This is a genomic window from Mesorhizobium loti CJ3sym, assembly GCF_000472785.1.
In the GTDB taxonomy this organism is placed as follows: domain Bacteria; phylum Pseudomonadota; class Alphaproteobacteria; order Rhizobiales; family Rhizobiaceae; genus Mesorhizobium; species Mesorhizobium loti_E.
This window is the reverse complement of the sequence record NZ_AXAL01000001.1, coordinates 440,046-463,484: the sequence shown is the minus strand read 5'-3', so window position 1 is coordinate 463,484 and position 23,439 is coordinate 440,046. Positions and strand designations below refer to the sequence as shown.

28 protein-coding genes are annotated in these 23,439 nt (G+C 61.1%); 22 read left to right on the top strand and 6 right to left on the bottom strand.

The features are described from left to right. The first annotated feature begins 42 nt into the window (after positions 1–42). The 11 genes from A3A9_RS0102580 (at position 43) to A3A9_RS41690 (ending at position 10,320) form a co-directional block, all read left to right on the top strand. The gene (locus A3A9_RS0102580) at positions 43–705 is read left to right on the top strand and encodes a head decoration protein (protein WP_027057375.1); all 663 of its coding nucleotides are present in this window, start codon (positions 43–45) and stop codon (positions 703–705) included. A 53-nt stretch (positions 706–758) separates the two neighbouring features. Beyond that, positions 759–1,784, top strand: a complete 1,026-nt coding sequence (locus A3A9_RS0102575; protein ID WP_027057374.1) for a major capsid protein — start codon at positions 759–761, stop codon at positions 1,782–1,784. Between the two features lie 87 nt (positions 1,785–1,871). Then, positions 1,872–2,936 (top strand): hypothetical protein, encoded by a 1,065-nt coding sequence (locus tag A3A9_RS43815; protein WP_152536049.1) that lies wholly within the window; start codon positions 1,872–1,874, stop codon positions 2,934–2,936. A gap of 85 nt (positions 2,937–3,021) precedes the next feature. Further along, positions 3,022–3,432: a hypothetical protein gene (locus A3A9_RS0102565; protein ID WP_027057372.1), complete on the top strand. Its 411-nt coding sequence runs from the start codon at positions 3,022–3,024 to the stop codon at positions 3,430–3,432. Beyond that, positions 3,429–4,175, top strand: a complete 747-nt coding sequence (locus A3A9_RS38155; protein WP_051370676.1) for a hypothetical protein — start codon at positions 3,429–3,431, stop codon at positions 4,173–4,175. Before A3A9_RS0102565 ends, A3A9_RS38155 begins: the two co-directional genes overlap by 4 nt. Then, a complete protein-coding gene (locus A3A9_RS0102555; protein WP_027057371.1) occupies positions 4,172–4,378 on the top strand; it encodes a hypothetical protein in 207 nt (68 codons plus the stop codon). The genes A3A9_RS38155 and A3A9_RS0102555 overlap by 4 nt, the downstream gene beginning before the upstream one ends. 128 nt (positions 4,379–4,506) lie before the next feature. After that, positions 4,507–6,018, top strand: a complete 1,512-nt coding sequence (locus A3A9_RS0102550; RefSeq protein ID WP_033838270.1) for a phage tail sheath subtilisin-like domain-containing protein — start codon at positions 4,507–4,509, stop codon at positions 6,016–6,018. A gap of 447 nt (positions 6,019–6,465) precedes the next feature. After that, positions 6,466–6,831 carry a hypothetical protein gene (locus A3A9_RS0102540; protein ID WP_027057368.1) on the top strand — a complete coding sequence of 122 codons (366 nt, stop codon included), beginning with the start codon at positions 6,466–6,468 and terminating at the stop codon, positions 6,829–6,831. 105 nt (positions 6,832–6,936) lie between these two features. Next, positions 6,937–7,242 (top strand): hypothetical protein, encoded by a 306-nt coding sequence (locus A3A9_RS0102535; protein ID WP_152536048.1) that lies wholly within the window; start codon positions 6,937–6,939, stop codon positions 7,240–7,242. Positions 7,243–7,381: 139 nt separating this feature from the next. After that, positions 7,382–9,184, top strand: a complete 1,803-nt coding sequence (locus A3A9_RS0102525; RefSeq protein WP_027057366.1) for a phage tail tape measure protein — start codon at positions 7,382–7,384, stop codon at positions 9,182–9,184. After that, positions 9,184–10,320 (top strand): DNA circularization N-terminal domain-containing protein, encoded by a 1,137-nt coding sequence (locus tag A3A9_RS41690; RefSeq protein WP_051370674.1) that lies wholly within the window; start codon positions 9,184–9,186, stop codon positions 10,318–10,320. Before A3A9_RS0102525 ends, A3A9_RS41690 begins: the two co-directional genes overlap by 1 nt. A 60-nt stretch (positions 10,321–10,380) precedes the next feature. On the opposite strand, the gene A3A9_RS0102515 is transcribed toward A3A9_RS41690, so the two are convergent. Next, on the bottom strand, positions 10,381–10,668 hold the full coding sequence (locus A3A9_RS0102515; protein ID WP_027057365.1) for a hypothetical protein: 288 nt from the start codon (positions 10,666–10,668) through the stop codon (positions 10,381–10,383). A gap of 67 nt (positions 10,669–10,735) precedes the next feature. Next, on the bottom strand, positions 10,736–10,936 hold the full coding sequence (locus A3A9_RS0102510; protein WP_152536047.1) for a hypothetical protein: 201 nt from the start codon (positions 10,934–10,936) through the stop codon (positions 10,736–10,738). A 218-nt stretch (positions 10,937–11,154) separates the two neighbouring features. Between A3A9_RS0102510 and A3A9_RS38145 the strand changes: the two genes are divergently transcribed. After that, a complete protein-coding gene (locus tag A3A9_RS38145; RefSeq protein ID WP_051370671.1) occupies positions 11,155–12,210 on the top strand; it encodes a phage baseplate assembly protein in 1,056 nt (351 codons plus the stop codon). A 103-nt stretch (positions 12,211–12,313) separates the two neighbouring features. Beyond that, complete coding sequence (locus tag A3A9_RS38140) at positions 12,314–12,763, top strand: phage baseplate assembly protein domain-containing protein (RefSeq protein ID WP_051370670.1); 450 nt, start codon at positions 12,314–12,316, stop codon at positions 12,761–12,763. Between the two features lie 30 nt (positions 12,764–12,793). Here A3A9_RS38140 and A3A9_RS0102495 read toward each other — a convergent pair whose 3' ends face one another. Further along, positions 12,794–13,186 (bottom strand): hypothetical protein, encoded by a 393-nt coding sequence (locus tag A3A9_RS0102495; RefSeq protein ID WP_027057363.1) that lies wholly within the window; start codon positions 13,184–13,186, stop codon positions 12,794–12,796. Between the two features lie 999 nt (positions 13,187–14,185). On the opposite strand from A3A9_RS0102495, the gene A3A9_RS0102485 reads away from it, so the two are divergent. The 6 genes from A3A9_RS0102485 to A3A9_RS0102460 all read left to right on the top strand — a co-directional run bounded on the left by A3A9_RS0102485 (position 14,186) and on the right by A3A9_RS0102460 (position 20,425). After that, a complete protein-coding gene (locus A3A9_RS0102485; protein ID WP_027057361.1) occupies positions 14,186–14,725 on the top strand; it encodes a phage GP46 family protein in 540 nt (179 codons plus the stop codon). A gap of 117 nt (positions 14,726–14,842) precedes the next feature. Beyond that, positions 14,843–15,919 carry a baseplate J/gp47 family protein gene (locus tag A3A9_RS0102480; protein ID WP_027057360.1) on the top strand — a complete coding sequence of 359 codons (1,077 nt, stop codon included), beginning with the start codon at positions 14,843–14,845 and terminating at the stop codon, positions 15,917–15,919. Continuing rightward, positions 15,912–16,643 (top strand): putative phage tail protein, encoded by a 732-nt coding sequence (locus A3A9_RS0102475; RefSeq protein ID WP_033838268.1) that lies wholly within the window; start codon positions 15,912–15,914, stop codon positions 16,641–16,643. The genes A3A9_RS0102480 and A3A9_RS0102475 overlap by 8 nt, the downstream gene beginning before the upstream one ends. A gap of 15 nt (positions 16,644–16,658) precedes the next feature. Beyond that, complete coding sequence (locus A3A9_RS38135) at positions 16,659–17,402, top strand: phage tail protein (protein WP_063827760.1); 744 nt, start codon at positions 16,659–16,661, stop codon at positions 17,400–17,402. Positions 17,403–17,677: 275 nt separating this feature from the next. After that, positions 17,678–19,942: a hypothetical protein gene (locus tag A3A9_RS0102465; RefSeq protein WP_152536046.1), complete on the top strand. Its 2,265-nt coding sequence runs from the start codon at positions 17,678–17,680 to the stop codon at positions 19,940–19,942. Between the two features lie 207 nt (positions 19,943–20,149). Further along, positions 20,150–20,425 (top strand): hypothetical protein, encoded by a 276-nt coding sequence (locus A3A9_RS0102460; protein WP_152536045.1) that lies wholly within the window; start codon positions 20,150–20,152, stop codon positions 20,423–20,425. Positions 20,426–20,430: 5 nt separating this feature from the next. On the opposite strand, the gene A3A9_RS43810 is transcribed toward A3A9_RS0102460, so the two are convergent. The 3 genes from A3A9_RS43810 to A3A9_RS0102445 form a co-directional block, all read right to left on the bottom strand. Continuing rightward, positions 20,431–20,649, bottom strand: a complete 219-nt coding sequence (locus A3A9_RS43810) for a hypothetical protein (protein WP_152536044.1) — start codon at positions 20,647–20,649, stop codon at positions 20,431–20,433. 32 nt (positions 20,650–20,681) lie between these two features. Next, a complete protein-coding gene (locus A3A9_RS38130) occupies positions 20,682–20,924 on the bottom strand; it encodes a hypothetical protein (RefSeq protein ID WP_033838267.1) in 243 nt (80 codons plus the stop codon). A 168-nt stretch (positions 20,925–21,092) separates the two neighbouring features. Beyond that, the gene (locus tag A3A9_RS0102445) at positions 21,093–21,377 is read right to left on the bottom strand and encodes a hypothetical protein (RefSeq protein ID WP_245278960.1); all 285 of its coding nucleotides are present in this window, start codon (positions 21,375–21,377) and stop codon (positions 21,093–21,095) included. Positions 21,378–21,460: 83 nt separating this feature from the next. Here A3A9_RS0102445 and A3A9_RS0102440 point away from each other — a divergent pair, with 83 nt between their 5' ends. The 3 genes from A3A9_RS0102440 to A3A9_RS38120 all read left to right on the top strand — a co-directional run bounded on the left by A3A9_RS0102440 (position 21,461) and on the right by A3A9_RS38120 (position 23,439). Next, positions 21,461–22,312, top strand: coding sequence for a glycoside hydrolase family 108 protein (locus tag A3A9_RS0102440; protein ID WP_027057355.1), 852 nt, complete (start codon positions 21,461–21,463; stop codon positions 22,310–22,312). Beyond that, positions 22,309–22,602, top strand: coding sequence for a hypothetical protein (locus tag A3A9_RS41685; protein WP_051370667.1), 294 nt, complete (start codon positions 22,309–22,311; stop codon positions 22,600–22,602). The genes A3A9_RS0102440 and A3A9_RS41685 overlap by 4 nt, the downstream gene beginning before the upstream one ends. Before the next feature lie 174 nt (positions 22,603–22,776). Then, entirely contained in the window at positions 22,777–23,439 is a 663-nt protein-coding gene (locus A3A9_RS38120; RefSeq protein WP_033838266.1) for a hypothetical protein, read from the top strand.

The following is a 23,439-nucleotide window of genomic DNA, read 5'->3' as shown; positions in this document are numbered from 1 at the left end:
AACCGGCGCCGGTCAGGCGCCTCAATTTGAGGAGAGACCGTCATGACCGTTCTGACGGAAGACCGTCGCACGGCGGCGCATTACATCGTGTCCGAAGCCTCCAGCATCTATCGCTCGCGCGAGCAGGTGATGATCACCGGTTCTGCCCCTTTGCTGGCAGGCACCGTGCTGGGCCAGATCGCGGCCGCCTCGGCCGATGTGCAAGCTGCCGCCGATGCGGGCAACGCCGCCAACACCGGCGCATTGACACTCGCCAATCCGGCTTTCGGCACCGATGTCAGGGAAGGCATCTACAACATCGTCTGCTTTGCCGCCGCGGCCAATGGCGGCAAGTTCCGCGTCGAGGATCCCGAGCTCAACGAGGTCGGCACCGCCACTGTCGGCGTCGCCTTCACCAAGCAGATCAAGTTCACCATCGCCGATGGCGCGCAGGATTTCGTCGTCGGCGAAAAGTTCACCGTCTCGGTCGAAGCCACCAGGGGCGCCTATGCGGCTCTCGACCTGACGGCGACCAATGGGCTCAAGAAGGCGTCGGCCATCCTCTACGAAGGCTGCGATCCCACGCTTGGCGACGCGCGCCGCACAATCACCGCGCGCGAGACCGAGGTGAAGGAAAGTGCGCTGATCTGGCCCGCCGGAATCAACGCCACCCAGAAACAGAACGCGCTCGATCAGCTCGCGGCCTGCGGCATCGTCGGCCGCTGACAGGCAGCCCGACACCCTGGCCCGCGCGCCACCCCTTCAACGGAGAGAAGACCATGTCCACCGTCATGAACATTTTCGACCAGAACGCGTTCGGCGTGGTCGAACTCAACGACCAGGTCGTCCGCAAGGTCGACTACAAGCCGCAGCTCCTGGGATCGCTCGGCCTGTTCAAGCCGATCTATTCGCGCTCGCGCATCATCCTGATCGCGAAAAAGGAAAACACCCTTCAGCTGATTCCGACCTCCGCGACCGGCGCGCCGCCGGAAGAGCTCGACGTCACCGGCATGGACCTGCGGCCCTTCCGCACCACGCGCCTCGCCAAGGGCTCGACCATCTATGCCGAAACGCTGCAGGGCGTCGCGGCGCTGCCGATGGATGAGCAGGTCCGCGACATCCAGAGCGAAGTCGCCGACCGCATTGGCCAGATCACCGACGACCTCGAACTGACATGGGAGCATATGCGCCTCGGCGCGGTGCTGGGAGTCGTCTACGATGCCGACGGCACAACCGTGATCAACAACTGGTTCACCGAATGGGGCATCACCCAGGCGGCGGAAGTCGATTTCGCGCTCGCCACCGACACCACCGATGTCCGCAAGAAGTGCCGCGATCTCAAGCGCGCCATGCAGAAGGCGGCCAAGGGCGTCTGGACCCCGAGCACCCGCGTCTGCGCGCTGACCGGCGACGCGTTCTTCGACGATCTCGTCAACCACAAGCAGATCAAGGAAACCAAGCTCGGCAATGAGCGTGCCCCGGCGCTTGAAAACATCGAAGGCTATTCCTCGATCGAGATCGAAGGCATCACCTTCATCAACTATCGCGGCACCGATGACGGCTCGACGCTGTCGATCCCGACCGACAAGGCCAGGTTCTTCCCGATCGGCGCCAACGGCGCGTTCCAGGTCGGTTACGCGCCTGCCGAGTTCTTCCCCTATGTCAACCAGCGCGGACAGGAGAAATACGGCATGATCATCGCCGACAAGGACCGCGACGCCTGGCGACGGCCGGAGATCTACTCCTACCCGCTGTTCATCTGCACGCGGCCGGAAATGCTGCTGCGCGCCAAGCGCGCGGCCTGACGGCAATCCGGTAACGAAGATTTGAAGCCGCCACTCGCGATAGTTCAGCGTAGCGTGATCTCGCTGAACTCTAGTGGGGGAAATTCAATGTACTTTTCTGGAAGACGTTGGCTGCTAGTTTTTTCGATGGTTGTTTGCGTGCCAATATCGACGTTTGCGGCGCAATGCGACATTTCATCGTTCAAAGATCACGATAACGGCACTCTTTCGAGCATCCAGACCTGGTCTTACTACTATTCGTTGTCGAGTTCCGAGTGGGAGCATATGCGCAAGGATTTCGATGCCGGAGCAAGTTACGGCATCATTAGCGGCGATATGAGCTATGACGAGATGCACGATAAGGCGAAATCAGAGCTCCAAGTCATCAACGCCGCTTCGTCTGATAAGTACGCCAAGAACTGGGCTACAACCACGCTGACGAGTCAGGGGCTGCAAGCATACCTCCATTGCCAAGGTGGTCTTCAAATGGGTTTCGAATCCTTTGACGACCAAGGCGGCAAGGTAATGCTTGATTGGGCGCCGCCGCCGGCATTTGGGACGCATCATCCATTACGCGTGGCCATGGCCGACAATGTCAAAAACCGCGCCGAGATCGAAAATTTGCTGAAATCGCAGATTTCGGCTTCGCCAATCCAAGGATTCGAGATCTATGTGTCGAAGAAGGAACCGCTGAAGGCGGCAGAACTGACGGTGAGCACAGCGGGGTTTTCCCAGACCGTCAGCATTCCGCCAGCGCCGCCTCCGGTAACGGAGAGGCAAGCTGATTTCTCCGTGAACGAAAAAGCGGACAGCTGCGATTCAGGAGGCAACGACGACGCTGTATTCTGCAATCTTTTTGAAACCACGGTGAAGCCGGTTGCAGATGGCGATATCAAGATCATGCCACACCTCAAACTTCAAATTGACGACGACGGTAAAACGGCCGATCCCCACCGTTGGGCATATGTCATGGTGCAGTGCGACGACTTAAAAACCATTTCTCCGGCACTTGGAGAACGAAATGTTAAAACCGCCAAAGCCGAATATTCCGGCAGAAGCAGTTGTGTCGCGAAAAAAGATCAGCAGGTCAAAATCCTTGTGAAAGTGAATCCAAGAGGCGGGTCTTCGGTGGTGGCGACGGGCGGAATTAAGATTTCGACACCCTTGGACTAAGCGCCCGCACCAAAGCGTTCGAAATCATTATGCCCTTCAGGCGCCAAGGAATACTTGGCGGCCTGTTAATTTTTAGGACACGCGGATGGTCGATTGGCAAAGCGCTCGGACCGCGCTCGATCGCGCCGTCGCCTATACCTTCGACACCGAGACTTTCCACACCTATCCGACGGCCAAGGGCCCAAGCGTCAATTCGAACCGCGTCGCTGATCCCGATCGAGCCGGCTTCGAATTTTTTGGCTCGATCGATTTCGGACCTGCCGCGCTTACGCCCGGCTTTTCGCATCCCGCGACCTTGATGACCGACCGTGACCGTGTTCGCGAAATGCCGAGCTATGAGGCGGTCATCACCGCTCTGTCGACGGATTGGCCTCATCCGATCAGGGTCGATGACATCGTCGGCCTGGGCGACACCCGCTATGTCGTCGCCGCCATCCCGGACGATGGAGGCCGCCGCAAGGCCATCTTCGTCAACCGGACAAAGGCCGCCCTGTGACAATCGCCGCCGAGACGACCCGCCTGGCTGCAGTCGAGAGCCTTTCGCCGACCGGCGCCACTGCCTTCCCGACGCTCGCTCGCGAGCGGGTTTTCGACAGCCGCCGGCCGTCGCTCGATATCCTCGCCCCCGGCAAGGAATACACGCCGGTCCTGTCGCTCTTCACCCGCCGGTCGGAATCGCCTCGCCGCGGCGCCGGGCAGGGAAGCGTGTCCCGCAACGGCCGCACCATCCTTGAGGTGGTCGCGGAACTGGCAGTGGCCTCGAACGACGAAGACGGGCCATTTGTGGATGCCATGGTCGGTTCGGATCCCACGGCGCGGATCGTGCTCGCGGCGCTGTGCGCCCAGGTGCGGTTCGCCCTGACCATTGGCCCGACCGGCGTGATCTTCCGCAAGGCGGTCATTGCGGTCGAGAGCATCGACGAGGAGGGCTTTGCCGTGCCGGAGTTGGGTCTGCGCTGGCAGCGGACAACGATGCTGTTCGACTGCCTGATCCCGGATGACGAATTCACGCTTGCCGGCGGCCTGCCGCAGCCCGCCGCCGGGGTCGCCGCAGTGCTGCCGGACAATTCCTATGCCAAGGCAACACTCCTCGGCATGGCGGCGCAGTTCGGAGCCGCCGAACCGCTGTCGGTGCTCGACACCTTCGCGTTCGAGACCAGACGCAACGGCGTTTCCAGCCAGGCCGGACCGTCAACTGCCGTCGCGCCGCCCTTCGCCGAAATCGAGGATCAACCATGACCAATCTCGTTCATGCCAGGCTTGCCGATGCCGCGCATCGCATGCCCCATCCCTTCCGCCCCAACACTGATTTCCCGGCCGAGGGCCAGACCATCGACCGCGAAGATCCGGTCTGGATGCAGCTGGTCAATGACGGTTCCCTGATCCTCGATACCCAAACAGGCACCCCGCCCGAAGGCCGCAGACCCGCGAAGTCAAAGTAGACGCGCGCGCGCCGGGCGAAGCCCGCAAGGCCGACCGGCCGTCGCGCCCGATGGCGCGCCCCGCCGGAGCGCCAGCCGCCGGCAGGCGGCGAAACGGCGCGTGAGGCACAATCCAGAGGAGACACCCCATGTCCATCCAGTTCAACAACATCCCAGGCGCCGGGCTGGTGGCGCCGCTGTTCGCGTTTGAGGTGACTTCGGGCGGCAGCTATCAGTCGCAATCGCGCCTGCTGCTGGTCGGTCACAAGAACACGGGCGCGGCCATGGCCGACAATACCCCGCTGGCCATCGGCTCGGCCCAGGAGGCGGTGGCGCTTGCGGGTGCTGGCTCCATGCTTGCCGAAATGGCGCGTGTCGCTTTCCTCAACGCCCCGGTGCAGGAGACCTGGATTGTCTCGGCCGCCGCGACCGGCACGGCGCGCGTCGACACCATCAAGGTCAATTCGGCTCCGGTCGGCGGTGGCGCTGGCGTCATCGAAATCGCGGGCGAACCCGTGCAGGTCCAGATCGCGGCCGGCGACAGCGCCAACACTGTCGCCACGGCTCTTGCGGCCGCCATCAACGCGTATTTCAACAGCTTGACCGGAGCGTCCCTGCCAGTCACCGCGACCGTCACGACTGACACCGTCACCGTTACCGCGCGGCATGCCGGCGCCATCTTCTCGGATCTCGATTTCTTCGTGCCGACCACCGTCAATGCCAATGCCTTCGCCGGTGCGGTGCTCACGCTCACCAACACCGTTGTGCCGACTGGCGATCCCGACCTGTCCAGCGCGCTGGCATCCCTTGGCGACGATCCCTATGACTGGATCGTGTCGCCTTTTGCCGACGCGACCAACATCGGGCGCTATGCCGTGCTGCTCAACGATACGTCCGGCCGCTGGGCTTACAGCCGCCAGGTCTATGGCCATGTCTTCGTGCCGTCGACCGGCTCAACCTCGGCGCTGACCACGCTCGGCCTGTCGCTCAATGATCGCCACCTGACCATCCTGCCGCGCATCGCCTCTGCCGGAAACGCCACGCCTGCCTGGCTTTGGGCGGCCGGCATCGTCGCGCGCATCGTGCCCTGGCTGTCCGATGGCGTTACCGGCAACGTCTCGCGCAACCAGACCGGCCTTGTGGTCGAAGGCGTCAAAGCGCAGCGCAACCGCTCGACCGTTCCGACCTATGCCGGCCGCAACACGCTGCTGCGCTCCGGCATTTCGAGCTTCCTGATCACCGGGGATGGCCGCGTGGCAATCGACAAGATCATCACCACTTACCAGAAGGACGCCAACGCGCAGCCCGACGAGACGTTTCGCGATATCCAGGCCATCGGCCAGCTGGTCGCCATCCTGCGTTTCTTCCGGGCGCAGCTGTCGTATGAGCATGGCCAAAAGGCGCTTGCCGACGAGAACCCCGGCGGCCTCGGCTCGCTGTCGACACCGAAGTCGATCAAGGCGACGCTCGTCCATGCCGCCGACACGCTGGAGCTTCAGGGCGTACTGGAGAACGCGCGCGGCTTCGCCGATCGCCTTATCGTGCAACGCAACACCGAGAATGCCAACCGCGTCGACATCCTGGCGCCGATCGACCGCGTCAACGCCCTCGACGTGATCGCCGCCAACGCAAGGCTCTACAGCCAGTATCGAGCGGACTGAGAAATTGTCGCTACACCTTAACGTTAGGGCGACTCGTTTATCTTCCCAACGAAGGCCGCGCTTATAGCTACAGATCCCGTCGCGAACTCGGCCAATTTAAGCCAATAAATGAAATTCCATTGTTCTTCTGTAATATAGACGAAGATGTTTTTAACATGGAACGGGACTACCTTGCCGAGTTCGGGATCAGGTATACGGATATTGTAAATGTATTCGTTGCTAAGATACCCATCTATCCAAAACAAAATCACAAATATTAACGCAACTGTGCCAATAGCATATTTAGCGATATATCTTCGCACAGCGATGCATCCGATATGGGTGATAATGCAATCGAGCATTTGTTCGATGTCAATTTAGCACCGCGCGGCCGATGGTCAAGGATCACTGATCCGCGACGGGGGCGTAAGGCCAACTTCTACAAAGCAAACTCGAAGGGAAAGACCGATGCAGAATTTCGGTGGAGAGATGACGTTTGCCCTGTCGACGGGCGACCGCATTGTGGTGCGCGCGGCGGCAGAGATCATGCCGTCCAATATCGACGTGACCGGAGCGGCAAACCAGGACGGTTCGGTTTACCGCACGGTCGAGCCGACCGGTTTCAAGGCCAATCTCACATTCGAGGACATGAAAACCGACGACTGGAACCGTCTGATGCGGGCGTCGGGATTTAACGCGACGATGACCGAAACCTTCACAGGCGCACAGCACCTGTGGACCGAGGCCGGCTTCACCGGCACGCCGACCGTCAATCGGGCGACCGGCGAGGTGACGGGCTTGGCCATGATCGCGCGCGCCTATAAGAAGATCTGATCTGGCGAAGCCCGCAAGGCCGACCGACCGTCGCGCTTGATGGCGCGCCTGCCGGAGCAGCAGGCCGCATCGCGGCCGGTGCGCGGCCTGAGGCAAGGAGGAAAAATGCCCGACAAGATCGTCCCGCTGTCGAAGCGCTATGAGGCGCACGACCAGACCTTCGACAGCGTCACCGTGCGCGAGCCGCGCTTCGAAGATCTGCTGGCCCTCGGCGAGCCATACGAAGTCCAGAAGGCGGCCGGCAACAACGTAGTCATCGAGAATACGGCAACGGTCGCGGCCTATGTAAGGCGCTGCGTCGTGTCACCTGATATTGGGCAGCTTGGCGTGCTCGGCCTCGCCGACGCGCGACTTGTCCGCGAGGCGGTGATCGATTTTTTTATGCCATCCGCGCCACCGGCCAGCAGTTAAACGAGATCATCGGCATCCAGGCCGATGACTTGATGTTCTACTTCGGCTGGCAGCCGGATGTGGTGTTGCCGCTGACCTTTTCCGAGATCGGCATGCTGCACCATCGCGGCATCGAATTCCTGAAACGCAGGCCAAGAAAATGAACAACCGGACGATCGAGGCTGTTCTGCGCCTGTCGGCGAAGCTTGGTCCAACGGGCGCGTTCTGCCAGCTTTCTGGCAAGCTCAACCAGGTCAATCAGAAGGCGCTGGCGTTCAACAAGACGCAAGGCCTGATGGCCCGCAACAGCGCGCTTGCTGCCAACGCCGTTCGCGGCCTGCTCGCCTATGGCGTTGTGCGCGGCACATCGGCGCTCGTCACCAATTTCGCCAGCGCCGAACGCCGCCTGAACCGCATCGCCATCAATGCCGATGCCGGCAAGGACAAGCTTGCCGAAATGTTCCGCACCGTCGACCGTGCGGCGCTCGACTATTCGACGACGCAGGACAGCGTCACCGATGGTCTGGAAACGCTCGTCGCCGCCGGCCGCAATCTTGACGATGCCTTGTCTTTCCTTCCGGCCGTGACAGCGACCGCGCAGGCGGCCGGCGCGGAAATCACCGACATCGCCACCACGGCCGATTCCATCGGCACGAACTTCGGCATTGCCGGCGGCCAGATGCAGCGTGCCTTTGACATCCTCGTCACCTCGGGCAAGCAGGGCAAGTTCGAACTGAAGGATATGGCGCAGTATATCCCGAGCTTGGCGCCGGCTTTCGCCGCGCTCGGCTACAAGGGCGAGCAGGGCCTTGGCCGGCTGGCGTCGGCGTTGCAGACCATCCGCATCCGTGAAGGCGATGCATCCGAGGCTGCGACCGACCTGCAGAACGTCTTGCAGAAAATGGAAAGCCAGGAAACGGTCAAGAACTTCGCCAAATTCCATATCAATCTGCCGGACGAACTGGCCAAGGCCCGCAAGGAAGGCAAGGATCTGCTCGACGTGATGATCGAGTTGACCGACAGGGCGACCAAGGGCGATCTGTCGAAGATCCCGCGCCTGTTCACCGATCTCCAGGTCCAGAAGGGCATGCGCGCGCTCGTTCAGGGCAAGGACGCTTTCCATCAGTTCGTCGCCGATCTTGACCACGTCGACGGATCGACCCTGCGCGATCTCGGCAAGATCCTTGATGACAACCAGGCGAAGATCGACAGGATGGGCGCATCATGGGAACGCATGATGCGCGCGATCGGTTCTGGCATCGCGCCTGCCGCGACCGGCGCCATGGACTTCGTCAGTTCCAACATGGACAAGGCGCAGTTCATCAATGCGCAGCTGGACAAGGAAGGGATGAGCTTCTGGGAAAAGCGCATGTGGTGGCTGCGCAACGGCTTCGACAACCAGGACCAGGGCATGATGGCATTCAAGGCCGGCTGGCGTTCACCGGAAGGCCTGCTTGCCGCCAAAGGGCCGATGAGCGCCAGCCCGGAATTGCCGTCGCGCCGGAAGGACCAGGCCAGCGTCATTCCTGTCCCGTCACCGTGCCCGGTCGCGCCAAGCATGGCCGAACAATACCAGCTCTACGGAAGGGGCCATGCTGCCGCCGTGCGCAACGGGGCGTTCGGGCAGAAGGATGACCGCTCGATCGTTGCCATGGCGGCCCCGAACGCACAGGAGATTGCCGCAAATGCCGCGGCGGCGGGTGCATTGAAACGAGCGGGGGTCGAGACGGCGTCGTCGATTTCCGATGGCGGCAAGCAAGCCGGCGACAGCATCAAGGAAGGTGCCGACAGCTTGTCGTCAGTCGCGGGCGAGCTGAAGAGTGCCCTCGTCGCGGGCGCCAACAGTCTCGCGGCAGCCGCGCGCAGTGCCGCCGCTGACCTTTCACGGCCAATCGGCTCGCTCAAGCCGGTGCGTGCTGACACCGGCCGTTCCGATGCAGGCCGTGCCATGGGACCACGCTGATGCGCGACTGGTTGAAGGCCTTCCGTCCGGCATCCTTCCGGGGCGTGCCGTTCTTCGTCGAGGTCGAGAACGCCGAGGGCGGCCGGCGCGTTGCCGTCTCGCCGATCGCCTATTCCGACCTTCATGTCACCGAGGATATGGGCGGCGATGTCAGGCGCTTCAGCCTGTCGGCTTACGTTGCTGGCGACCTCGCCGATGCCGCCGCCCGTGGCTTCACGGCTGCGCTCAACGCGCCGGAAGCGGCGACGCTTGTCCTGCCGATGTCCGGCCCCGTCGTGGTGCGCGTGCCGCGCTGGAGCCTGTCGCGCGAGCGTGGCCGCGCCGGCTTCGTCGGCTTCGAAATCGACTTCGTCGCCGCCGGCCTTCCGTCTCTGCCATTCGCTCCTGTGCCGGGCGCACTCGCCATCGCGTCATTGATCTCGGCTGGCGCAGCGCTTGTGTCCGAGGCCGCCGCATTCCGCATGCGCGACACGGCGGCGGGGCAGGCGGCACTCTCGGCCCTGGCCATTGCCACAGCTGCCGGCCAGCTCGCATCCGTGGCAAGTGCTGCGGCTCTGCCGGATGCGAGGCAATCCGAAATCGGCGATGCGATTGCCACGATAAACCGTTTGTCGAGCGAGCCGGTGGCGCAGGCTGCGGCCATCGCATCGGCCATCGTCTCGACCTGCGGGGCGATTGCCGATGTCGGCGATCCCGCGCCCACGGTCGAGGCTTTCGCCCTGGCTGCCGTCCCGGCAGGGTCGGATGTCTTCGATCTGGTGGCGGCGGCGGCCTTTGCGGCCGGCTTCTGCCAGACGCTGGCGGCCGGCGACTATCTCTCCCGCCAGGACGCCCGCCGCGCGCGCGACCGCATAGCACCCGTGGTCGATCCGGTTCTTGACGCGCTCTCTGGCGGTCTCGACGTGTCGGTCAACGAATGGCTTTCCGACATCGCTGCCACCGCTGCATCCGACCTGAGCGCCACAGCGGCAAACCGCGCCCCACTGGTCAATGTGCAGACCGAGATATCCCTGCCGGCAACGGCGCTTGCCTACGCACTTTACGGCGACGCGGGCAGGGCGGGCGAACTCGTCTCGCGCAACAGCGTTGCCACGCCGGCCGCGATGCCGGTCCTGTTCGAGGCCGTTGCGCCCTGACGAACAGTTATGACTTTCATGAAATCTCGCGCAACCAGTCAACTCGATCCGGCGGCGTACTCAGGGCAGATAATTATCGAAATCGTCTCGTAGGATACCCCCAAGCGTCTGTCGCAGAGCCCGCAGAACATTCAACACAACCTCGTCTTTTTCGAAGTGGCGGCCGCTGCATTCAGCCTGAATCGCCAAGCCGCCATCGTCTTCCAAGTTTGTAATGTTGAAATAGGCAATAGCGTCGCCTTCCGGCATCGAGAGCAACCAAGGCTCGATTTGTCCGGGCAGGGTAGTGCTCAACGCGCGTCGCGCCTGCTTCTCGTCTCGCAGTTGTTCAAGGAAATAGGTCTTCACAGTCGTCCCTTCTTGATTTGGCCGACGTCGGATATGGCGGGTTGATGCGACGCTAACACATAGCCCTTCATTCCCATCTCAACTGGCTGGCATCGACGACATCAGCCCCCATGTGCTCGACAAAAAAGGCCCGCAGCCTCACACGGTGCCGATCCAGCATAGGAGACGGTCGATACGTTTGACCGCCATGTTCGGCGAGAAAAACCCATTCTACGAACTGGTCCGCTGTCACATCGCCGGACTGCGGAATGTAATCGGTGACATGCATGAATCTGTCGCCGTGCAGTCCGCCACAATAACCGTGCCCAACGCACACCGCGCGCATCAGCGAGTGAAACCGAGTTTTTGCTTCCATTGAAAATGCGCGATGGTGAGGCGGAATGCCTGCGCGCGCCGCCGCAACGTACACGCGTTGGCGTGGGCTCGCAACGTCCGAGTCCTTGCTCGGAACGCACCACATTGCGTGTCGCTAGTGAGAGATGAAAAATGCCGCTTGAGACCATTAGCGTGTCGGCGGGCGGCATCTTCCTGCCCTGGCACGACGTGTCGATTTCGATCTCGGCCGAGGAGGCCGTTCGCACCGCCACGATCACCGGTCACATACCGCCCGGCGTGTCGCCACCATGGCCTGATGACAAGGCAACCCTGACCGCCAACGGCACATTGCTGTTGACAGGTTACGTCAGGGATCTCCGCCCCGACCAGGGACCGGGCGACTGGCAGGCGACGATCACGCTTGTCTCGCGCACGGTCGACGCGGTGGAAACATCAATCCTGCACAAGACCGGCCTGGTCGAGAACAAGGACATCAAGGGCATCGGGGAGGCCTTCGACAATCTTGGCATCGGCATCGAGGCGAAAGGCTCGTTCGAGATGATCGCCAAGCACCAGATCGAGCCGGGGGAATCGCTCTACTCGACGCTGGAACCATTGGCGCGCGCCGAAGCGGCGATCATCCATGATACGCCCGAGGGCAAACTCGCCATTGTCAAGAAACCGGAAGGCTCGCATTCGGGCGGACTTGCGGCGGGCATCAACATCATCTCGGCCAGCGCCGAATTCTCGGGCGAGGGAAGGTTCAATCCGACCATCGTGCGCGGCCAGCAATCGCGCGGGGTCACTGCGCAGGCGCTGCGCCCCGAAGCAAAGGCGTCCGCTGCCGGCCGCAGCCGGCCCAAGATTATCGTGCTGGACGGCGAGGCCACCGCCTCGCACATGAAGAACGCCGTTGAGTGGGAAGTGCGCGCCGCAACTGGTCTGGCGGTCAGCGCGACGATTTCCGTTGTCGGTTGGCGCGATCAGGGCGGGAAGATCTGGACACCCAACTGGCTGGTCTATGTCAGGCACCCCCGCATCTATCTTGACCAGATGATGGTCATCAAATCCGTCGAATTGACGCAGGACACCAAGGCCGAAAGCGACGGCACGCGCGCCACCTTGACGCTCGCCGAACCGCGCGCGCTCGGCGGATCGTCCTCGGGCTCGAAGTCGGACAAAGGCTGGACCGCACCAGAACCAAAAGCGGAGTATTCGGCCCGATGAGTATCGAGCAACGCTCGCAAGCCCGACCGGGCGTCGCGCCTGATGGCGCGCCCCGGCGGAGGGCCAGCCGCGAAGAGGCGATACAGCCCGTGAGGCAAAGATCATGAAGTCTTCTGCGCACCTGACCCGTTTCGAGATCGACAGTTCGCGTTTCGACAATGGTCAGTTGCTGATTTCCGGTCGCGGCTTGGCAGGCGAGACGTTCAAGGATCTCCTTTTCGTGCAGCCGCACGGTGCCGCCAGCCGGCCGCCGAAGGGCGCTATCGGCGTTGCCATGGTGATGCCCGGCCGGCGCACGCAGGCGATGCTGATGGGCATTGAGCACGCCGAGCACCGGCCGGATATTCCGGATGGCGCGTCGGCGCTCTACGACGCGAGCGGCAATATCATCAAACTGTTCGCCGGAGGGGTGACCATGGATTTCGGTTCACGCACCATCACCTTGACCGGCGGCACCTGGAACTTGAAAGGCGACCTGTACGTCGACGGAAACATCACTGCGACCGGCACCATCCTGAATGCCGGCGGCAACAGCAACCATCACAGTCAGTAGTTAAAGGCGGTCATTGCGTTGTTGGCTCCGCTAGGCCTTCTCAAGCGAGAACACGGAGTCATTTGTTAGTAGGAGTTGCACTGACCCGCTTTGAAGGGCTGAAAGGTAGGCGCTTTGGAGGGTGCTTGGCGCACTGGCTTCGTAAAAGCGGTACTGTTCATTCTTTCCGACCAATTTCGGTGGGACGATCTGGCTGTTGTCGTTTGTGAAAAATATCGTGGCAATGACGCCGTCTGGGGAAGCCGTTTGAATTGTCAAAGTGCCAGTGCATTTCTGTACCGCGAGAAATCCATCGGATAACGTCAGCGTTGTGTTGCCGGCGATCGAGTATTGATATTTCTGTATTTTCTTTAATCCAGCTGCTGGTCTAAGGCGGGACTCAATTGCTTGAATGGCTTTCCGGCTTTCGATGATTTCGGTCATTTGATCGTCCTCCCATCACAGATGAAGCAGCCGAAATTATTTTTCTCAAATCAAATTTCTGTGTACTCTATTGATAAAGTTAACTCGTGTGAGGTTTATCAATTTTGTTTAATCGCGCGCGAGTGGTAAGATGCGGATAATGTAAATCAGACGCTTTCGCTGAGCGCGATATATATTATAGTCAAGCACTTAGAGGGTTTTGCTCAGATTCTAGATAAACGAGTGCTGAGTTTATTCAGCGTGCTCGATGGGAAATTCCGTTGGTGCGAATAGCTGCTGGTTTTTTCACTATATCGCAGCTTGTAATATAATCGTCTTAATGAAAAAAGTAAAATGGCGGGCGATTGTTGTGGCAACATAGGGGGCGTCGTGATGGACAGTGATCAAAATGCATATTCCGCCACGGTAGGTGAGATTCGAACGAAAGGCGCTGATGCAAGCGCGGCAATTTCAAGCGTTTGATATTATCAGGTCACTGAACGACGAGGGCATCACTTTTGCGCAGCTTCGTTTCGCGGAGAGCGAAGCGCACGAGATTACGGCATGCTCTCCTGTCTTATCTCGCGGTGACCTATTTTCAATCTATTTTCGCCTAAACAATGTGACTTTCTCGAAGACGAAAGTTGTAGACACAATTGTATATCTTCTAGGCAGTGGTGTGAGCAGAGTCATCTATTCTAGTGATGATGTCATAAAAGCTGCGAACAAGGCGTTTCCTGCTAACCCGGTCGCAGTGAATCTACCTGGCCATGACACGCACGTTCATTTTGACGTGGAGCAAGCCACTGCGTCGAAAGTTTCATAACGATCAGAGGAAACATATCAGAGTAGCGAGCACTCGTCCTTTGGTGAAAACGACTGAATTCTGGCTGTAGACCTGTAGTGTGTTCAATTAGCCGGAGACGTTAGTCAACCGATAGCAAAGAATGAGGGGCCCGTGAATTGCGGTCTTAATGGCTAAGTGAAGCGTTAAAATACATTCTTATATCCAAGGTAAAAATGATCCGCATCGTTCCGCTCGCAGGCGACGGCGAACCGCTGCTGTCGCCGGATACCGTTTGGGATGGCGTCAGCGGCGACTGGGCGCTTGCCGGTGATGACAAGGCTAATTCGCAAGGCCTGCGCGCGCGAGCCGAGCTAGCGACAGCCGTTCTGCTCTGCCTGATGACCGATGCCCGGGTCGAGCCGGACGAGCTGCCGCCGGAAGAGCAGAACCGCGGCTGGCCCGGCGACAGCTTCGACCTGCGCACCGATCTCGGCGAGACGCCGATCGGCTCCAAGCTCTGGCTGCTGCATCGCTCGACCGCAAGCGACGCCACCGCGCTGCGGGCGGAGGATTACGCGCGCGCCGGGCTGCAAACCCTTGTCGATCAGAAGGCGGTTTCATCTGTCGATGTGGTCGCCACCGCCGATCCGGCGCAGCGCCGCATCGACCTCGTCATCACCTTGAAGGACCGCGAAGGCGCGGTTGTTTTCGACCAGCGCTTCGGCGTGCTGTGGGAGCAGCTGCGCGGCCTGGATCGTCCTCTGGCCAACTGAATAACGGCAAAGCCGCAAGCCCGACTGGGCGCCGCGCCTGACGGCGCGCCCCGCCGGAGCCGCAGGCCGCCAAGCGGCCGATGCGCGGCATGAGACGTAACAAAACGGAGCAATTGCGTGGCCTGGACCGTCCTCTCTCCAACTGAGATATCGGCCCGGCTGCGCGGCGCCTTGCGTCGCTATCTGCCCGGCACCGATGCCCTGGTTTCGCCGAGCAATCTGACCGCCATCGTCAAGACGTTCGCCGCCGGCCTGCACGACATGCATTTGCGCGGCGCTTGGCTCTACCAGCAGATATTCGCCTCGACGGCGAGCAAGCAGCACCTCGAGCGCCACGGCGCAGAGCTTGGCATCTATCGCAGGCCGATGTCGCGAGCAGAGGGTTATGTTACCCTCAACGGCTATGCCGACACGGTCTACCCTGCCGGTATAGGCTTCATCTTTGGCGCGCGCCTCTATCAGTCAGCAACCGACGCGCGCTCCGATCTTGCCGGCGTCGTGACGCTTCTGCTTTTGTCCGCCGACTATGGCGCGGTCACCAACGTCGCGGCCGGCGAGACGATGCAGCGCGCCGACCCGACACAGTTTCCAAATCTCGACCTCGAGGCGACCGTGGCGGCAGACGGCATCGGGGGCGGCGCCGATACCGAGCTCGATGCCAGCCTTCTCGCTCGCATCCTCGACCGCAAACGTTGGCCGCCGCAGGGCGGCGCCTATTCCGACTATGAAAAATTTGCCCGGGAGGTGCCCGGTGTCAGTCAGGCCTGGGCGCTGCCCTTCGCCGATGCGCCGGGGACGGTTGGCGTCTGGTTTCTCTTCGAAGGCCGCGAGAATGGCATTCCGGAAGCCGGCGACATTGCCATCGTGCAGGAATCCCTGGAGGCGCGGCGCCTGATCCGCGCTGTCCTGTCGGTCTCGGCGCCGATTCCCTTGGCCCTCGATGTCACCATATCGATGCTGATCACGGACACGATCCAGACGCGCGCGGCGATTTCAGCCTCGATCGCGGCCATGCTTGTCAAGCGGGCTCGGCCGGGCGTCGTTGCTTCCCCCTTCGCGCTTTCGCGGTCATGGGTTGCCGAAGCCATCAGCCTTGCGGTCGGCGAAGACAGCCATGTACTGATCCAGCCCTCCGGCGACATCACCTATATTGACGGCCACATGCCGGTGCTGGGAACGATCAATTATGTCTGACCCCGCCATGCGCTGGCCGCGCTATATCGGCGAGGACGAACGAGCCTTCTTTCACTTCGCGCCCAGCGACCCCGACAACAGCGTTCCTGTGCAGGGCGACGCGCTGTCGGACCCAACCGACGAGGAGGCCGAGGGTTTCCTGACCGCGCTACTGCCAAAGGGTGCGGCCTGGGGTACGCCGGACAACCAGGCGCTCGACCCGCAATCGGTTCTGGCACGGTTCTGGCGCGCGATCGGTTCCGGCCTTGCCGATGCCTACCGCGCATTGTTTCGCGTTTCCATGGAATCGACGGCGGTGACGCTGATCGATTCTCTCGAAGATTGGGAAATGGAATACGCTCTTCCGGACCCTTGCCTTGGTCCGGACCAGACGATCGACCAGCGGATGCGATCGCTGCTTCTGAAGATCCGTTCCGGCGGCACCATCACGCCGGCCGACTTCATCAAGCTGGCGGCCGACGCCGGCTACGCCATCACGATCGAGGAACCGAACCCCTTCCGCATGGGTGCCTCGGCCATGGGCGGCAGTGACGCTCTCGGCGGCGCCTATCCCTCGGAATATGTCTGGATCGTCAAGATACCGGGCGTTCCCGTCGATTACTTCCGCATGGGCGTCGGCCGCATGGGCGAAACGCCGCTCGGCAAGCTCGGCCTGCCCGCCGATCTAATCTGCCTGTTCGAGGCGCTCAAGCCGGCCTGGACCACAGTCATCTTTTCCGCCTGATCAAAGGGATTTCCAATGAAGTTCGTCAATCCGCGCAACGCGCCGCCCTCCGACGCGCGCGTCCCCTACTGGGATGAGAACAAGGCCGCCGGGCTCGATGGCTCAATTCCTCCGGCCAAGGTGTTGAACGACACGCAAGACGAGATCCTGAAGGTCATCACCATGGCCGGCTTGACCCCGAACCCCGATGATCCGACGCAGCTCTGGCAAGCTCTGTCGGTGCTGCTGGCCGCCTTGTCGGTCGGCGATGTGCCGTCGATCGAGGTTCCGCCCGGCTGCATCTCGATGTTCGGCGCCGCAACCCCACCCACTGGCTGGCTGAAATGCAACGGCCAGGCAGTCAGCCGCGTCACCTATGCGCCGCTGTTCACCGCCATCGGCACCAGCTGGGGCGCTGGCGATGCCATCAACACCTTCAATGTCCCCGACCTGCGCGGCGAATTCGTGCGCGGCTTCGACGATGGCCGCAACGTCGATACAGGCCGCGCCATTGCGAGTTTTCAGGACTGGGCAACCGCCGCGCCAAAAACCACGACGCCGGCCCGCATCAATGGTGCTGGCGCGACGATCGCCATGACCAATGCCTCCAACCCGACGCATGTCGGCTTCGCCAGGCCCTCCAAGACGGGCGAAAGCGTGACTGCCGAGGGCTACGATACCGGCGGAGCCGGCAACGAAATGGACAGCATCAACGTCGTGACTGGCGATCCGGAAACCCGACCGAGGAACCTCGCTGTGCTTTACATCATCAAGGTCTGACCGTCCTCCCGGCCTTTATTTCAGCATCCAATTTTCAGGATCAAGTCATGTCCGCACCCGACCTGTTCGGCATCCGCGACGTCATCAAGAAACTGACTGCGCCCGCCGGGATGGAGGCCGTCCACGAGGACGGCTTCTCCTGGGCTCGCAATGGCCGCGTCTACGGCGATTCGACCAAGCTGACCTCGGATGACTGGAACCGCATCATCGGCAATCTGCGCGGCCTGCTGATCGGCTCGGGCGTCGACCTGTCGACGCTCGACCCAGCCAGCCCGATGCTGTTGCGCGATGTTCTGCAGAACTACCTCGGCGCAGCCGTGATCGATATCCTCAGCGGTATCGATGTCGGCGGCTACGGCATGATGCCGAAGTCCGTTTATGACGCCGACAATGACGGCCGGGTCGACAGCATGCATGGTGGCACCGGCGCGGCAGTGGCAGGGCCGCTGGAGCTTCTGTTGACGCGCGGCTTCCGTCCCTCACTCGCCACGGCCAGGAGCCAGCCTGTCGCCCCGCAGATCCAGACCCTTGCTCTGGAATTCTACGCCCCGAACTACCTGGCGCCGGCCACGCTGGTCGGTGGGGGCAGGTGGTCGCGGGTGAGCCTGCTGGACATCACCGCGCGCGGCCTGCCGGCGCTCGCCTATTTCCGGCACGACACCGACAGGTATCTTCCGGATGGCACGACCAGCGCTCTCAACGGCGGCTATTGGGCATTGAATGAAAGCCCAGCCTCGGCAACCATGTTCGGTGCCTATGAGGGAGCGGCCGACAATGCGGCGGCATTCAACGCGCTTGCCGCCTACTGTCGCGCTACCAATGCTGCGCTCTATATCCCGCCCGTCGCAACCAGCTACGCCGTCTCTACCACGCTTGATTTCCGCGACATCAACGAGATCAATGGCAAAGGAGCGCTGATCACCGGCACATTCGATGGCATGTCGGCTGTGAAGGTCGGCGGCACCGGCACCAACGTCCTGCGCAAGGCGCGCATCTGGCTTGAGGTGCAGAACAGCACCGACAAATCGACCGTCGCCTTGACGCGCGGCGTTCATTTCGGCGGCATGGCGGAAAGCAAGCTCTGGCTGCATTCCCGCGGCTTCGACGAAGGATTGTATTTCGACGGAGTTGCGGCAAACACCAATTGGGTCAGCAACGAATTCAACATTCTGACGCTCTACAACAACGGTTCGCATGTGCATTGCGACCTGGCCGGCACCAGCTATTTCGTCAACAATCAGTTCCGGGGCGGCACCTGGTACATCGGTACCAACCAGCTCTGCACCGCTCGCGGCACGTTCAAGCTGACGCTGGCCGGAACAGCTGCGATCGAAGAGGTCCTGATCGATACCCCGCAAATCGGCATCGACGGTGGCTCTGCGGGAGTCGGCCATGCCGCTTTCGTCTATGCGACGCTCAGCAGCACCAGCAATCTAACGACGGTATTTTTCAAGAACGCGCGCATCGAAAGCTATAGCGCCTTCGCCAACACGCTTGCGCTGATCAATGTGCCTTCTGCGGTCGGGTTCGCCTCATTCAATATCGATCTGTTGAGCGCTTCCGGCATCGACAACGCTAACATTGTCTCGCCGGATCTGAAACGGCTGTTCGTCACCTTGCGTGACATGTCGAACAGGCCGACCGGCGGCGCCAATCTGGTGCGACGGTTTCAGGGCGAAAAATTCTTTCCGATCCAAGCCGAAGGCCGGATCAGCGTTCCTAGCGTCGTTCTGTATGATAGTGCCACCGGGGGCTATGCCGCTCCGTCGCCTTTTCTGACGAACGGCGTCACTGCCCGCACTTCGAGGGCCAACGGTGACGGGCAACTTGTGGTGTCCAGTTCGGGTCAGGCGATCGGCCACATATACAAGAAGGCCAACACCACCCAAGCCGCGTTCCTCAATTTTCTCAATGGCTCGCGTGCGGCCACGGTGGTTTGTTTCGATGCCTCCGGAGCAGTGCTCTCCGGCAATGCCCCGTACTATGCAAAGGGGAGTAACGGCCAGTCTATCGCTCGAACCGGCGCAACGGTCTACGAATACTCAACCAACTGGCTTTGGATACACCCGAGCGTCGATTCCTTCTTCGTCGGCGCGTCGGGCTGGGTTGGCGCGACCGTTATCGAAAGCATTGACTTTGAACAGGGGTTTGCTGCGCCAATGCTCCGGTTGCGCGATCTCGAAACCGACACAGGTCGGCTCTGCTATAGCCAGAACGTGGAAAGCTATCTGCCCGTCGGTGCGACCATCGAGCGGAATGGTTTCTCTGGCTATCGGAACACTTTCGCCCTGAAAACGGCTTTGAACGCAGCTGCCCTGTCCGCAGCTGCGAGCATCGATCTCGTTGATGTAAGTGGGATAACAAATGGAGATAGGATCGGCATCGAGTTGGATGCGGTTATCACTGGTGCTGAGAGACAGTGGCACAATACGACCGTCTCAGGGGCGCCTTCGGGCAACACTGTCAATTTGGCAGCGCCGCTTCCTGGGCCCGCAGCCGCATCACGACGCGTTCGTCTGGGCAGGTGGGTTGCGCGCTGACGGCTACCAACCCAGCAGATAACGCAAGCCGACTATTGGAAGATAAACGGTCCAGAAGAAGCAGATGACGCCTGCGATGCATACCGCGCAAAATGGTGCCCAGTCTTGCCACCATCTGACTATCCGAGAGGCTCGAACTTCCAAGAAAGCGTTCATAATTTTACGCCATACTCTGGTCGCTTACATGCGACAACAACGCTTCACGCCATGCACGATATGACCAAAAGTGTGTCAGAAAGATTATCTGCGGGCAATCCCTCCTTGCTTGCTGTCTGTGTCTTGGTGATCTGTGGTGGGATCGCGGGGTTTGCCTATTCAAGCGGGCACCGCGCCGGCCGGGTATCCCAGCTCAAAGACACGGTTTCCGCCTATAACAGACGGATGGGAATTGCTGACTATGACAATCGCCTGGGCACCGTAGATCTCTGCCAGGAAATCGGCGGGCTGAGGGACGAATGCGCGAAACTGGCGCCCAGCCAGTAAGCGCTTCAATTGGGCTTGCGAAGGGCGTTCCGCACGATCTCAGCATCGAGGTGATCGCCACTTATGATCACCTCCCAAAGCCCGTCGACCTTCTCTAGCCGCCCGCCATCATAGGTGCGGATTTCGCCGGCCTTGGCGGCGACGTTATCGCGCATCCCCTGCCGCAGTTCAGACCATGGCTTCGGCAGTGATACCCAATCGCCCCGGGGCTCGTCATATTTCATCCGTCCGGCTCCGAATCTCAGGTATCGCTTGGCTAGAAGCAGTTCGTATTGACCGAAGTCCCGACCTTGTAGGACTGACACTGGATCGGTCTGCGCACCTGGGCATTTTGCATCATCCGGTCGCCAGTCTCGGACATGTTCTGGCCGATGTCGGCCAGCGCCTGCCGGTTGCGCGCCAGCCGATCCTGGTCAAGCCGGAAAACGCACGACGTATAGGCGTCCGTTCCCGGCTTGAACCCGTAGGCGCTGCAAGTCGTGCCAAGCTGTTGCAGCAAGGCTGGTCCTGCCGGCTGTAGTTCCTGACAGCCGCCAAGCACAACCAGGCTAAGAACAAGAATTTTTCACATGTATTGGAGCCCCCTCCCGGAATGAGGGCGCACTCAACAATAAAAGGCTGAAATCCGCAACCCGACCAACTCTGAAAGTCGACTACCCCACAGGTCTTATCGACGGGACTTCCTCCAGCCGGCGGCCCGCGCTTCTGCCTCAGAGCAGAACCATCGTTCGCCGAACTCAGGCCGGATGATCGTTTCGTCGTAAAATTTCTGGCCGGGCACATGGTAGATCTCTTCGCCGGTGTTGATCGAGATGTTGCCCTTGATGTTGCATTTCGATCGAGCAGCGACGGCCGATGTTGCCGCCGACGCCACATGCAAAAGGTCGTCAGCAAAATAGCCCGCGCCGCCTGCGGCGGCGAGAAGCAGAGCGGCTGAGACCATCGGTTTCATGCCCGTGCATTAGCACCTGATCATCAATCTCCGGTTTCACCGGTCGATACAATTCAACCGATCATCAGCTGAAAGGAAAGCTCATGGCTGTTTCCCGTGAAAAGGAATCGCTTGCCCGCGTGCTCGCGCATGAAGGCGGCTATTCGAACCATCCCGCCGACCCTGGCGGCCCGACGATGAAGGGCGTCACCCAACGCGTCTATGACGGCTATCGCAAGGGCAGGGGCCTCGCCACGCAACCGGTGAAGGGCATTACCACCGACGAGCTCAATGCCATCTATGATCATCAATACTGGGACGCGGTCCAGGGCGATGCGCTTCCGGCCGGCGTCGATTATGTCCTCTTTGACGGCGCCGTGAATTCCGGACCCAGCCGCTCGATCATGTGGCTTCAGCAGGCATTGCGGCCTGCGTACACAGGGCGCATTGACGGCGTCCTCGGCATGGGCACGCTAGCCGCGCTGAAGGCGGACACGAACAACGACGCTTTGATTGATCGCATCTGCAACGCGCGCATGGCCTTCCTGAAGCATCTCGGCACCTTCGCCACCTTCGGCAACGGCTGGACGGCTCGCGTTCGGGAGGTCCGCGCAATCGGTCAGGCATGGGCAACTGGTCAGGTGCCCCAGGTGGCCAACTTCATTGACGGCGGCCAGGCGAAGGCTTTTGTCGAGGATGCGGCAGCAGCCCCGTCCACCGCGCCGGCAGATGGTGTGATCGGTGCCGGTGCCGGCGGTCTCGGCGTGTCGGGCATGCTGCAGGATCTTCAGAATCAGCTCTCGCCAATGTCCTACGGCAGCGAATTCATCATGAAGATCGTCGTCGTGTTGGCTATTGTCAGCGCCGTACTGGTCTGCGGCGGCGCCGGCTATCGCTGGTACGCCAACCGGCAGGCCAAACGCCTAGCCGCGGCGCTCGGCACGGCGCCCGTATGAGCTTTCTCATCACAGTGCTTGTCGGTCGGCTTGGCGGCTCGCGCCTGGCCGGCGGCATCATTGCCTGGGCGGTCATCGCCGTGGTCGCCTCGGGCGCGACGCTCGGCGTCTACGAATTCATCAAGCACAAGGGCGCCGACGAGGTCCGTGCCAAGATCCAGGAGGACAACCAGGATGCGATACGCAAGGGCATCGACGCTCGCATGTCTCTTGACGAGTGCATTGACGCTAGCGGCGTGTACGACTTCGGGCGTCAGCGGTGTCGCGCCGCTACGACAGGCCCTCGGTAACAGCCTTGCCGGCGCGCAGGGCAAGACTATAGCCGACCAGAAAAAGATCGACCACACGATGGCGCCGGGCTGCGCGGTGAAGCTCTACACCCGTGCGGAGTGCGATCTGCACACCAATGCCAGCGCTGCTCGTCGGACTGAATTGCAATAGAAGCATACGAGGACAAAGGCCAGATGGCGGATGACATGAGCAGCAACGAAACCGCACGGCAATATCTTGACGCCGCCCATGCTCAACTAGGCGAGCGCGTCACCAATCTTGCCCGTCGGCAGAAGGACCTCGAAGCCGAGATGCGATCGGGCTTTCGTCAGATTGAGCAGTCTTTCGCCCAGTTCACTAACGAGACTCGTCAGTCCATTGCTTCCCTCGGCAACGCGATATCCGAGAAGAACAAGCCGCAGTATCAGGCTCTCGGGTTCGGGTTGAGCGTAATCCTTGCTGTAGGCGCGCTCGCGTACTGGCCGATCCGAGAGTCAACCAGTGATCTGAAGGCTTCCTATATAGAGGGAGCCCGCGCCATGCAGATGCTTGCTGCAGAGACGAACAGGACGATCCAAGCGCTCACCGCAAACACGGTGTCGCGGCAAGAATTGGAGTGGCGCGCCCAACGGGACGCCGAAGACCGCAGCCGAACTGAAACAAGGATTTCGGATCTTCGGGCCAGCTTGGTACCCCGTGATGAACATGAGCGCGTCTGGGAGAACTTCGACCGGCGCTTCGCCGACGAGCAGCGTCAGATGGATGAAATCAAGGCAGCCTTGGCCGGCGTCCACGACCCGCTCTCCACGGGCCTAGACCTCAAGAAGCCGCAAGATTCGCAGGATCACGCCGAATAA